Origin of the sequence: Microcystis sp. M061S2 (assembly GCF_020245605.1) — a bacterium.
Lineage (GTDB): Bacteria > Cyanobacteriota > Cyanobacteriia > Cyanobacteriales > Microcystaceae > Microcystis.
On record NZ_JADBUP010000037.1, the window covers coordinates 1 to 13,227 of the forward strand.

Consider the following 13,227-nt stretch of genomic DNA (forward strand, 5'->3'; position numbering starts at 1 on the left):
CTGTCCTTGACGATAAATTTCTACTTCTCTAGTTTTTCTATTGATTAACCAACCTAAACGAGTCCCATTATCTAAATATTCCTGCATTTTTTTTCTAGCAGTTTCTATGTTGTCACTAGGAGACATTAATTCAATGACAAAATCGGGAGATAGAGGTAAAAATCTTTCCTTTTGTTGCGGGGTTAAAGCTTGCCATTTATCTAAAGGTATCCAAGCAGCATCGGGAGAGCGATCGGCCCCATTCGGTAGTTTAAATCCTGTGGAAGAATCAAAAACTACACCTAATTTATTTAGGTTATTCCATAACCATAATTGGGCAGTGATTCCAGCGTTAGAATTACCGGTTTCTCCTCCAGTCGGTGGCATAATAATTAAATCTCCTTTTGCGCTGCGTTCCAAGCGCAAATCTCGGTTATCCTGACAAAGTTGAAAGAACTGTTCATCGCTGAGTTGAAACGAGTTAAATTTAACTTCTACTGTCATTATTATCCCCAACTTACTCTCGTCTAAACTTCATGGTAACGCCCTAGGGCAAGAGATGTTCTTGGATGAAATTAGTGTAAACATCTCCGGCTAAAAAGGCGGGAGTTTCCAATATTTTACGATGGAAATCAATAGTCGTCGGTACTCCCGTGATCGCACATTCCCGCAGGGCGCGTTTCATGCGTTTAATCGCAGTTTCGCGATTTTCTCCCCAGACAATTAATTTACCGATTAGGGAATCGTAATAGGGGGGGATTTCGTAATCGGTGTAAACGTGGGAATCCATGCGGACACCCGGACCGCCGGGGGGCAGATAACCGCTAATTTTGCCGGGGTGAGGGCGAAAATTGCGATCGGGATCCTCGGCATTAATGCGACACTCGATCGAATGCCCTCTAAATATCACCTGATCTTGCTTAATTTGCAGTTTTTCGCCCTGTGCCACCAGAATTTGTTCTCTGATCAGGTCTATCCCCGTGATCATCTCCGTGACGGGGTGTTCCACCTGAATACGGGTGTTCATTTCCATGAAGTAAAAATTACCGTGTTTATCGACTAAAAATTCCACGGTTCCCACCCCGACGTAATTAATCGATTTAGCGGCTTTAACGGCGGCATTACCCATTTTTGAGCGTAAATGGGGCGTTAAGAAGGGACTGGGGGCCTCTTCTAGCAGTTTTTGGTGTCGTCGCTGAATCGAACAGTCTCTTTCTCCTAAATGGATTACGTTACCGTGACTATCGGCCAAAATCTGAAACTCGATATGTCGGGGACATTCGATAAATTTTTCTAGATATACTCCCGAATTGCCAAAAGCCGCCTCTGCTTCCCCTTGGGCGGCTTTTAACATATTACCTAGTTCATCTGCACTCTTGACAAGACGCATCCCACGCCCTCCACCGCCAGCGGTGGCTTTAATCAGGACAGGATAACCGATGTCATCAGCGATACGTTTTGCTTCCGCTTCTGAGGTAATTAAACCACCACTGCCGGGGATAGTGGGAACTCCCGCTTTTTGCATGGTTTTTTTAGCGGTAGATTTATCCCCCATAGCCAGAATAGCACTGGGAGACGGACCGATAAAAGTTAACTGATGATCGGCACAAATTTCGGCAAAGCGGGCGTTTTCTGCCAAAAAACCGTAACCGGGATGGATCGCCGTGGCGTTGCGTGTTAGGGCAGCCGAGATGATATTAGGGATATTTAGGTAACTTTTGCTGCTTGGGGGCGGACCAATACAAACACTCTCATCGGCCAGTTGAACGTGAAGGGCATGGCGATCGATGGTAGAGTGGACGGCAACGGTTCTAATGCCCAATTCTTCGCAACTATGAAGGATTCTTAAGGCGATTTCCCCGCGATTGGCGATTAATATCTTGGCAAACTGCATTGGACGACCACGAGATCAGGCTGGTGTGATAGGCGACTATTTAGTAGAATATCTGGTTTTGTTACCTTGGGGAAATCGGGCTGGCTGTTGGGAAGTGGGGAATTATAAATTATGAATTATAAATTATGAATTAGGAAGTGGGGAGAAGGGAGCGCCGGAGGTGGGGAAGTGGGGAAGTGGGGAGAAGGGAGCGCCGGAGGTGGGGAGAATAAATAAAAATAATCTCCTGGCGACGGACGACCGGCTCCTGACTACCGACGGCTAAAATAACTGACTCGGTCTCCCTCCCCGGTCAAGCTTGAAAGCGATAAGCTAGAGTGTGAGGAGTGAAAACTTTTTAATCTCGTTTCGCCCCTAGAGGATAATAGCTCGATGTTGCGAATTATCACAGAGCCATGGTCAGCCAGAACGGAACTGAGACGAATTCGGGAACGGTTCGACGATCCGGAAATTCGGGAAAAAGAATCGCTTGTCCGAGAGATTGTCGATCAGGTGCGACTTGCTGGCGATCGCTCGTTGGTGGATTACACGGAAAAATTCTACCAACAGTCCCTTAATCTACAGCAAATTAAGGTGAGTGGATCGGAACTGGATGCCGCTTATCAACAGGTGTCGCAGGATTTATTAAATGCGATCGCCGTTGCCTGTGCAAAAATGGAGGCTTTTCACCGTCAGCGTCTCCCCAAAGCTTGGGTCCAGTTTCCTGAGGATGGTACGGTTCGAGGGAAACGTTATCAACCGGTTAACAGTGTGGGAATTGTCGTTCCCGATGGGAAACGGGCCTATCTCAGTTTATTGCTCCAACAGGCGATTCCTGCCAAAATAGCGGGGGTTAAACGGATTGTGATGGTATCTCCTGCCGATGAGGATTTACGCATCCATCCGGCGATTTTAGTGGCAGCCCAATCGGTGGGTATTAGTGAGATTTATCGGGTGGCTGGACCACAGGCGATCGCCGCTTTAGCCTACGGCACAAAAACGATCGCTCCCGTGGAGATGATTGCCGGAATAGGTGATTTTTATACTAATTTGGCTAAAAAACTGGTTTCTGACCGTGTAAAAATCGATTATCTCTCTATTACTTCTGATTTAGTTATTATTGCCGATAGTCAAGCTAATCCTAGACAGTTGGCCCTAGATCTATTAGCGCAAGCGGAACAGTATTCCCTAGCGGCAGCGATTTTATTGACGACGGATAAGGCTTTGGCCCTAATAGTACAGGAAGAAGTGCAAAAACAGTTACAGATACATCCCCAGAGATTGTTGACGGAAAAAGCGATCGCTCATTATGGTTTAATCGTGGTGGTGGAGTCATTGGAGAAAGCGATCGAATTATCGAATCTTTTTGCTCCCACCCATTTATCCTTAATGATCGATGAGCCTTGGGAAAAGATATCTTCTTTGAGACAATCGGGAACTATTCTCCTCGGTTCTACTACTCCAAAAGCGGTGGCTGATTATTTGGGTTGTCCCGTGGGAGTGGAAACTTTTCTCAATTCCGCCACTTTAATCGAATATCCTGCCGATTCCTTCGCCTCCATAGCCCATAATCTGCAAATATTAGCGCAAGCGGAGGGATTTACGGCAACGGATGCGGGTATAGAATCCCGAGGTGAGGACAAGAACTAGAGAAACTATAATCTTCTCAAAGCAACTATTGGGTCTAATTTAGCGGCATGATGAGCGGGAACAACACCGAAAATTAGACCGATGGCACTAGAAACTCCTAAAGCGAGAATTATGGCAGGGATTGAGACACTGGTGGTTAAAGCGGCAAAAATTCCCGCTAGATACATTCCTTGAATGCCGACAAAAATCCCGATAATTCCGCCAGTGGTGGCTAAAATCACCGATTCAATGAGAAATTGACCTTTTATATCCCCTTCTTTGGCTCCTAAAGCCTTTCTTAACCCGATTTCTTGGGTTCTTTCCGTGACTGACACCAGCATAATATTCATTACGCCAATTCCGCCAACAAAAAGGGAAATACTGGCGATCGAGGCTAACATTCTAGTTAAACTATCGTTAGTCTCTTTGGCCATTTCTAAGACTGTGGTTTGGGGGAAAATCTGCACATAATTCTCGTCGCTGACCTGATGACGCATTTGCAGCAGGTTGCTAATCTGAAACTGAGCGGCTTTAATTTGGGCGGAGTTTTTAGCCAAGACAGAAATATGAGTTAGGGGAATGCCATAGATAGAATTGCGCCCTAAAACCTGATTAGACATGGTAGTTAGGGGAATTAAGGCTCGATCGTCCTGATTAGCCTCAAATAAGGAGCCTTTCGCCTGTAAAACTCCAATGACTTGAAAACTAAGATTGCCCATGCGAAGATTTTCGCCGACGGGATTGCGATTACCAAAGAGATTTTTGGCTAATTCCGATCCCAAGACAATCACCCGATTATCCCGTTTCAGGTCAGATTCCATAATAAATCTACCCTTAGATAGTTGACGGTTACGCACGTTTAGGTACTGGGATCCCACCCCAATCAGGGGACTATTACTGGTTCTATTACCGAAGGATAGGATTTTTTTACCGCTCAATTCGGGAGAAATGGCGGTAATGGCGGGAACTTGAGATGCGATCGCTTGAGCATCTTCGTAGGTGAGAGGCCGGGGATTAGGAATTGTCCGGCGGACATTGCGCGAGGAGGTGGAAACAAATAAAACATTCGGTCCGAGAGCTTCAAACTGCTCGAGGGCGACTTTTTGCGCTCCTTCACCCACTCCCACTAGGGCAATGACGGAGGCGTTACCGATAGCAATTCCTAGCATAGTCAGACCACTACGCAGTTTATTGGCCATCAAAGCGGAAAAAGCCATTTTCAGATTTTCGAGCATTTCCATGGTTAGTTACATTCAGTGATCAGTGGGGAATTATGAATTATGAATTATGAATTATGAATTATGAATTATGAATTATGAGGTGGGGAGAATAAATAAAAATAATCTCCTGACGACTGATAACTGATAACTGATAACTTACATCTGATAACTGATAACTGATAACTGATTAGCGGGTAGAGATTTGGATCGTTTCCGGTTTGCTTAAATCGCCGGTAATAGTTAAACTGCGCCGATTAGCGTTGAGATGACGGACAATTTTATAGATAGCTTCAACTTGGTCACTAGCGCCGATTTTGGCTGCTAGAGTGGTTAGGTCAAGAGAAGTTCCCGTTTCCCGAACAACTTGCACGATTTTTCTTTGTAAATCCAGAATAGAAGCGGCAGCTTTTTTCCCTGCTTCTACCCCGGGTTGATGGTAGGCGTTAATGTTAACTAAACTAGCATAGAAACTAACGGCCCGTTCGTAGAGGGCGATCAAGGCCCCTACCTGACGGGGAGTGACCTCTGGGATAGTGATAGTGATAGAGTGACGACTATTTTCGTATAAAGCTTGTCGAGTACCTTGCAGTAATCCTGAGAGGAAATCGCCGGCAGTGGAGCCGGTTTCCACTTCTATCGAATCTCCTTGTCGGTCTTTTAACACTTCAATAAAAGTAGCGAAAAAATTGGGAACACCTTCGCGTAATTGTTGGACGTAGGCGTGTTGGTCGGTGGAACCTTTGTTACCATAGACGGCGATACCTTGGTACACCTTATTACCATCGAGGTCTTTTTCTTTACCGAGGGACTCCATGACCAATTGTTGCAGATAGCGGCTAAAGAGATAGAGACTGTCTTTGTAGGGCAGAATCACCATATCTTTCTCTCCCTTGCCGTTGCCCTCATGATACCAAGCTAGGGCCAGTAGGGCGCTAGGATTTTTTTTCAGGTTATGGACGCGGGTGGCGATGTCCATTTCTTTGGCCCCGGCTAACATTTCATCGATGTCGATACCCTGCAAAGCGGCCGGGAGAAGACCGACGGCGGATAGTTCGGATGTACGACCACCGACCCAATCCTGCATGGGGAAACGAGTTAGCCAATCTTGGGCGTATTTGTCCAGTTGGCTACCAGGCATGGTGACGGCGACCGCGTGTGGCGGAAAGTCTAAATCTTGTTTTTCGTAAGCGTTGCGGACCTCTAACATTCCGTTTCTCGCTTCGGGAGTGCCGCCGGATTTACTGGTGACGATAACCAGGGTGGCAGCTAAGGGTAAATGAGCTAGGGTGCGATCAATGCCTTTAGGGTCGGTATTATCAATAAAAGCAATCTCTAAGGGGGGATTAAGGGGGGATAGAGCCTCGGCAACGAATTGGGGACCCAAAGCAGACCCCCCGATGCCGACACAGAGAATATGGCTAAATTTTGCCCGATTGGGCGGCTTAATCGCTCCGGAGTGAATTTTCTTGACAAATTCTTTGATCTGTGCTATTGGTTCGGTGATTTCGTCCCGCAATTCCTGGTTAGGAGCGAGTTCAGGAGCGCGCAGCCAGTAGTGGCCGACCATGCGCTGTTCGTCGGGATTGGCGATCGCACCCTGTTCTAAAGCTGTCATATCTTGGAAAGCGCGCTCAAATTTTGCTTCTAGACCTTTGAGAAAAGCCTCATCGAAGGGAATCCGACTGACATCGAGATAAAGTTCTAGGTTAGGGTGATAGTATAACCAATCTTGGTAACGTTGCCAGAGTTGCAGATTATCCATAAAAAAAAGCGAAATTTTTGTTTAATTACTCGTTTAGGGGAGATAGGATTCTATCCTCTCCAATCATCATACAGGTAGTTTTAGGCTAGAAGATGACGGTTAAGCATATATTAGGGGTTGGCAAAATACTAACAGTGACTGAACTATCCCCTAATTGTTCGGTTTGCTGGTGTTGGCTGTTGATTTTTTAACCGGTCCTATGGCTATCTACTCATCTCCTCTCAAAATCGGTAACTTAGAAGTGCATAGCCGCGTCTTGCAATCACCTTTATCCGGTGTCACCGATTTAGTTTTTCGGCGCCTGGTGAGACGCTTTGCTCCTGATTCGATGCTCTATACCGAGATGGTCAATGCGACAGAAATCTCCCAGCTGCAAGAGTTACCGCAATTGATGGTTATCGGGGACAAAGAACAACCAATTAGTATGCAATTATTTGATTGCCGTCCCGATTTTATGGCTGTGGCGGCGGAAAAAGCGGTTAAAGAAGGAGCGATGACCATCGATATTAATATGGGTTGTCCTGTTAATAAAATTACTAAAAAAGGCGGTGGCTCTTCGCTTTTACGACAGCCAGAAATTGCCGAGCAAATTGTTAGGGAAGTGGTGAGAGCGGTATCGGTGCCGGTAACGGTGAAAACTCGCTTGGGATGGAACGCTCAGGAGATTAATATTATCGATTTTGCCCGTCGTTTAGAAGATGCGGGAGCGCAAATGTTGACCCTGCACGCACGCACTAGGGAACAGGGTTATCACGGGGCGGCCGATTGGCAATGGATTAAACGGGTGAAGGAGGTTTTATCGATTCCTGTCATCGCTAATGGTGATATCGTTTCTGTGGAAGCGGCGATTAATTGTTTGGAATTTACCCGGGCCGATGGGGTGATGTGTTCGCGGGGAACCCTCGGTTATCCCTATTTGGTGGGGGAAATCGATTATTACCTCAAAACAGGCAAAAAGTTGCCGAAACCCACCTCTATTGACCTGTTAAGCCTAGCTAAAGAGCATTTACAGGGGCTATGGCTATACAAGGGACAACGCGGCATCTGGCAAGCCAGGAAACATCTGGCTTGGTATTGTCAGGATTTTACCGGTGCGGCGCTTTGGCGTGATCGGTTTTCGCGGATCGAATCCCTGGGGGAGGGCTGTGATTTAATTGATGGAGCTATTGCCCAATTAAACCTTGAAAACGAGAATATTTAGGGTTTGCGGCAAAAAGTTTGTTGGTGGGGTTAGGAGTCGGTCGTCGGTCGTCTCCGAATCGGTCGGGGAAGTCAGAAAAACAGAATGACCTCGCGCGCCTGGAAGCGGAAACCTTTGTGTTCTCGCGTAGCGAGCGCTTTGGGTTCGCCTCCGGAAAGTGCCAGGGTTTTGAGTCCCTAATTTCTCAACGTTTGTTTCTGGCACTTTTTTAGCCCAAAAAGTGCCAAAACCCTTTTCTAGCAAAGCTTCCAGTAATATTAAGCCAACCCTACTTAAGCAATCAAACCAGAGAGGAGATTAAGGCAAAAATTAACAGGGCTACGGTGGCGGGAATGTTCAACAGAACGATTGAGCGGCTGTTAATGGCCTTGAACTCAATCACATACAACCACAACCAGCACAACCACCACAACCGCCATCACTGTCGCCATCACTGCCGCCACTGCCGCCATCACCGCCGCTACTAGCAACGGCTGTGGGAGTCAGCATTTGATACAGGTCTGCTAAAGCCATATCCGCCATCAGAACTGTTGCTCCAAAAAACGCCACCGCAAGTACAAGTTCAGAATCGCTGCTATTGGCTGTTTTTAAATGTTGTAAGCGATTTGTTAAATCATCAAAAATGATCTCTCCATAACGGCTGCGCTGTGGTTTGACAAAAAACCTTGCTCCCAAAACTAGAAGCCCAAATATACAGATGAGAAGTAAACCAACGGGCTTATCGCGAGAAATTCCCACCGCCATTTTGTACAAGCCTATTCCTAGAAGAATAACCACAATCAATGATGGATAAATTTGCGCTTTGAATGCTTGGGCATCGCTCAGAAACAAACCAAGTTGTTCTAGGCGGGAACGAATGCTATCTTTCATTCCTGTAGACTTCTGGAAAACCTGTTCAATTGCCCCATCAGTGACCAAAATATCTTGGGCGACCGCCTTTTCTACAGGATCGGCAATAGCATCGATCTTTCCTGTCACCACCAGTTTGCCTTCTTTTAATACCTCCACATAGCCTTGTTTTACCAAACTGGCGATTGCGGCCATAATCAGGCGATGATTGCCCCCCGCCAAGAAAGCTATCTCGTAAGTATTTAAATCAGGTTGCTGATTTATATTAGCGCTAACTAGGCACAGGGAAAAACGTAGCCAGGCTGCCAAAGCGATTCCCATCACTACTAGGAAAATATAGAAGGTTAAAAATTCCGAACCTGTAAAATTGATTGGGTTAGGAATTTGGGAGATTATCTGACAGCTAGTTATCATCAGCGAAAGGAAGACTAAAAAGGTAAAGATGCCTATTTTTCGCAGTTGTGGTTTCAAGAAGATTGTCAAATTAGGTTTTGACAAGACCCAGCTTTGTTGAGTGTTGATCCGGATAAAATGCAAATCTCGCCCGAATCGGTCTTTGGGTTTAGGCCAAATATCTATTGGAGGAATATGTCCAAAAAACTGTTCGTAACTTTCTAGCGTCTTGCTATACCAACTGCCAAATTTTAATTGCTCGGATGAACCCCCACGAGTCGGCTCGTGATGTAATGTGGTTTGCAAAATTTTGGGACAGAACTCTTGCCAGTACAATCGCGTATAGGTCAGATGTAAATGCCAAACTTGATCGATTTGGTCGGATGGCGTGACCGGATGTCCTGCTGCAACGGCTAGAAATATAAACTTTTTGTATTCCTCGATCGCTCTCTGAGTATAGCCTAAGGACCAGCCGTTATCTTTTGCTAATCGTTGGCTGAAAGATAATTGACTATCTGGCCGATCCAAGGCAAATGCCTGAATTCTTTTATATAGCTCTATCTGTTGAAAGTTCATCGTCCCTAATGGGCTATCCATAAACCGGGCCTCCCGAAAAAAACTGTTTCTAGTCGTTTATTTAGGCCGAAGAGGCTTAACTATGCGTGAAGTTTAAATTTCTTTACCGAAAAATTGGGTTGAAAGCCTCGCCCTTTGAGGGCGACTTTATAGGATGTATGATATTAAGAATAGGGGGCCGGGTAAGCAACCGCTTAAAAAACCCAGTCATCAACCGATGAACGCACCTTGAAAACTAGAGTTATCGGGTTCTATAGGGGAATGCTCCTATAGGTAAAAGCTCTAAGCGTCAAGTACCAGAGAAACCAAATAAAATACCAGTGGTCGCTTTAATATCACCTGAATAGTCGGTTTTTTGTGTCTTTCCCGAGACTATCGGCTGCTACCACTGGTTTGCTGTTGTTTGTTGTTGTAATCCGAGGAAATATAGTCCTTGCGTTCCCAAGCGCCTGAACTGCATTCGTCTCTATAGTAGAAATTGTAACAGACAATACCCATTTTGTGTAAAAAAAAGTAAACAATTTGGTAAAAAATTATTTTTTGCGGTAATCCTCAACCCTCTGAGGACAGCCCCAGATTACCGTTTCCTGTTTGTAAACCACCATACCGGGCTTTGCGCCCTTGGGTTTATAGACGTATTTGGGACGGGTATAGACGACGGGAACCTGTTCACTATGGCGAGCGCGGCTATAATAAGCGGCGTAATCGGCGGCAAATTGCAGATCGGCGGCTTCTGGAACTGTACCGGGGGTTAAACGGAGTAAAACGTGACTACCAGCGATTTCTTGACTATGAAACCAGATATCGTAATCGCTGGCGCTACGAAAAGTTAGCCGATCATTTTGACGGTTATTTCTGCCAATCCATAATTCTACTCCAGAGGGAGTAGTAAAGCGCATGGGTTCGGATTCTTTATTATTCGCCCGATTACGCCGGTAATTGCTTTCTAGATACTTCTGTTGGATTAATTCTTCTTGTATCTCGTCTAGGGCCTCTAAATCTTCGCTGCTGCTATAATTTTCTAGTTGACTTAAACTCGATCGCACTTGTTCGAGATAATTAATTTCACTGACCACTTCCTCTAATAAAGGTTCCACCGCTAACCGGGCCCTTTTTAATTTCTGATGTTGTTTATAAAAATATTGGGCATTCTGCACGGGATTTCTTTCGGGATCGAGAGGAATAATTACAGGTTTTCCTGTCTGGAAATCCGCCAAACTAATGCTAGTCATTCCCTGCTGTATTTGCTGCAGATTTGCCATTAATAAATCCCCTTGCTCTTTATAGCGATCGGCATGAGCAGATTCTGCTAGTCTTGTTTGAAATCCCGCCGCTTTAGTTTGCAGTTTAGTCAGTAAAGAGGTGACTTTTTGGTTTAATTTTTGCTGTAGTTGTCGAAAGCTTTCTTGATTAATTTGGTCGCTATAATAACGGTTTAATAATTCTTGAACATTTTTAGCCGCTGCCAGTATCTCCCCACCGATAACTGTATAACCTTCTCTTGTCCATCCGGGTTGAAAGGTTTTATTTTCGAGCATTTTTAACCATTCTTGCCAAGCTGAAAAGAGCTTTTCCCAATCGTTATTATCTAACTGATCCGTGTTTAATTTCGGGTTAATCTTGGCTTTTTGCAACAGCGATCGAGCGATGACTGGACTAACACCACGATAGGTACTAACTAACTGTTTTTCGATAGTTTTAGGGATTAAACTAACTCTTGCTTGCCAACTGCTCAAGGATTCTTCTAAACTGGGATCTGTTGCCAATAAAACGGGCGGTAGTTGATAGATTTGTCCGGTTTGTACGGTGCGAACACTAGACTGGGTGGCATTGACTTGATGGGCAACGGTGACAATTTGATTGTCAGCCGCAGTTAAAATAACATTGCTATATTTGCCCATAATTTCTATATACAAATGCCCCAGGGCCGGATCATCGGGACGTTGGGCAAATTGCAGATCGATGACTCTTTCCCACGGGGCAACAAATGCTAATTTTGTTAGCGCAAAACCATTGAGTTGATGACGCAATTGATCGCTGAAAGTGAAGGTATCAGGGACTTTTGGCGGTGGATCACCAATATGCAGCCGCGCTCCTTGGGGATGCCAAGAAATAATTAACCATCCCTTGCGATCGAAGGTTCGTAAATAGAGGGCGATCGTTTGGCGATCAATTTGATACACTTGTTCTAGTCTCGCCGGCAGCCAAGTGGCGGCAATTTCGGCACAAGTGGCGCTGAGGGTGGTAAAGTCTACGGATTGCATTTTCAGTTATCAGTTATCAGTTATCAGTTATCAGATTTGAGTTTTAAGTGGACAGTGTTATCTAGCAGTTGCCGTTTTCTCTTCACTGATGACTGATTACTGTTCACTGAAAAGCCACCTAACCTCGATCACCTTTTTACTTTTTACTTTTGTAAAAGGGTTTTTTAACGACGGTAGCGGGGTAGGTGGTGCCGCGGATTTCCACTTCGATCGCCTGTCCGATCGAGGCGAAAGGTGTGGGAAGATAGGCTAAAGCGATCGCTGTGTTCAAAGTTGGTGATAAAGTGCCACTGGTAACTTTACCCACCGCTTCCCCGGCGAATACTACCGGATAATCGTGACGGGCGATATGTTTGCCGGACATCTGCAATCCCACCAAGCGCCGATTCACACCATTAAGTTTTTGGTCTTCAAGGACATCACGACCGATAAAATCGCCTTTTTCTGGCAGATGAACCAACCAATTTAAGCCTGCCTCTAGGGGACTCGTGCTATCGTCGATATCCTGTCCATAAAGGGCTAAAGCTGCCTCTAAACGCAGGGTATCCCGCGCTCCTAAACCGCAGGGAGTCACCCCTAAATTTAAGAATTCCGTCCAAAGTTGCTGTCCGATTTCAGGAGCGGCCATAATTTCAAAGCCATCTTCTCCCGTGTAACCGGTCCTAGCGATAAAAACTTTTTCCCCGAAAAGCTGGCTTTCCCAGTGATTAAATAGGCCAAAATCGCTTAATTTTTCCCCGATCAAGGGCTGTAAAATTGTCGCCGCCTTGGGTCCTTGCAGGGCGATTAAGACCCTTTCTTGGGATAAATCCTTTAATTTGACCCCCGATCCCTCTAAATTGCCTAAAATCCACTCTCGATCTTTATCGGTGGTTGAGGCATTAACAATTAATACGCCTTGGCTTTCGCTTTGGTAGTAAAAGATAATATCATCGATAATACCACCGTCCGGGTTAAGTAAAACGCTATACTGCGCCTTTCCTGCCCTTAAACGGGCTAAATTAGAGGGAACTAGGGTTTGGAGAGATTGAACCAGATTATCGCCAGTTAAGATAAATTTGCCCATGTGGGAAATGTCAAACATCCCGACACCGTTGCGGACAGCATTATGTTCGATTTTTAGGCCGCTAAACTGTATCGGCATCTCCCAACCCGCAAAAGGGGTAAATTTGCTGGTTTGTTGGGCAATTAGGTCGTATAAGGGGGTACGAATAGCGGGGGGAGTTGCTTCTTGGTTAGCCACGGTGATCTCGATCGAATGGTTTTCTGCCTAGAGTAGCATAGCAGTTATCAGTTATCAGTGACCAGTTATCAGTTATCAGTTATCAGTGACCAGTAAACAACCCCAGTTCGGGTTAAGCAGCGGGGGGTAAAGCCCATTCCATCTTCAAGGAGGGTTTTTTCGGCTGGTGACAGTAAGCAATCAAACCACAGAGAAGATTAACGCAAAAATTAACAGGGCTGCGGTGGCGGGAATGTTC

Annotated in this window: 9 protein-coding genes and 1 pseudogene; 2 read left to right on the top strand and 8 right to left on the bottom strand. The window is 45.5% G+C overall.

Going from position 1 to position 13,227, the window contains the following annotated elements; translation table 11 throughout:
- On the bottom strand, positions 1 to 483 hold a 483-nt coding region (locus IM475_RS07140; protein ID WP_287727129.1), incomplete at its 3' end, for a Uma2 family endonuclease.
- Positions 484 to 526: 43 nt separating this feature from the next.
- On the bottom strand, positions 527 to 1,873 hold the full coding sequence (gene accC, locus IM475_RS07145) for an acetyl-CoA carboxylase biotin carboxylase subunit (protein ID WP_002802160.1): 1,347 nt from the start codon (positions 1,871 to 1,873) through the stop codon (positions 527 to 529).
- 372 nt (positions 1,874 to 2,245) lie between these two features.
- On the opposite strand from accC, the gene hisD reads away from it, so the two are divergent.
- Entirely contained in the window at positions 2,246 to 3,502 is a 1,257-nt protein-coding gene (hisD, locus tag IM475_RS07150; RefSeq protein ID WP_287727130.1) for a histidinol dehydrogenase, read from the top strand.
- A 5-nt stretch (positions 3,503 to 3,507) separates the two neighbouring features.
- Here the strand turns inward: hisD and IM475_RS07155 are convergent, their stop codons facing one another.
- Positions 3,508 to 4,722: an ABC transporter permease gene (locus tag IM475_RS07155; RefSeq protein ID WP_287727131.1), complete on the bottom strand. Its 1,215-nt coding sequence runs from the start codon at positions 4,720 to 4,722 to the stop codon at positions 3,508 to 3,510.
- A 166-nt stretch (positions 4,723 to 4,888) separates the two neighbouring features.
- A complete protein-coding gene (locus IM475_RS07160; RefSeq protein ID WP_287727132.1) occupies positions 4,889 to 6,463 on the bottom strand; it encodes a glucose-6-phosphate isomerase in 1,575 nt (524 codons plus the stop codon).
- Between the two features lie 199 nt (positions 6,464 to 6,662).
- Here IM475_RS07160 and dusB point away from each other — a divergent pair, with 199 nt between their 5' ends.
- Entirely contained in the window at positions 6,663 to 7,664 is a 1,002-nt protein-coding gene (dusB, locus tag IM475_RS07165; RefSeq protein WP_287727133.1) for a tRNA dihydrouridine synthase DusB, read from the top strand.
- Positions 7,665 to 8,042: 378 nt separating this feature from the next.
- Here the strand turns inward: dusB and IM475_RS07170 are convergent, their stop codons facing one another.
- From IM475_RS07170 to IM475_RS07185, 4 genes and pseudogenes are all read right to left on the bottom strand, one after another.
- Positions 8,043 to 9,503, bottom strand: coding sequence for a TIGR04222 domain-containing membrane protein (locus IM475_RS07170; protein ID WP_287727134.1), 1,461 nt, complete (start codon positions 9,501 to 9,503; stop codon positions 8,043 to 8,045).
- Positions 9,504 to 10,015: 512 nt separating this feature from the next.
- Positions 10,016 to 11,746, bottom strand: coding sequence for an Rqc2 family fibronectin-binding protein (locus tag IM475_RS07175; protein WP_287727135.1), 1,731 nt, complete (start codon positions 11,744 to 11,746; stop codon positions 10,016 to 10,018).
- 136 nt (positions 11,747 to 11,882) lie between these two features.
- On the bottom strand, positions 11,883 to 12,989 hold the full coding sequence (gene gcvT, locus IM475_RS07180) for a glycine cleavage system aminomethyltransferase GcvT (protein ID WP_287727136.1): 1,107 nt from the start codon (positions 12,987 to 12,989) through the stop codon (positions 11,883 to 11,885).
- A gap of 112 nt (positions 12,990 to 13,101) precedes the next feature.
- Positions 13,102 to 13,227: pseudogene (locus IM475_RS07185) on the bottom strand (IS982 family transposase); the annotation flags it as partial.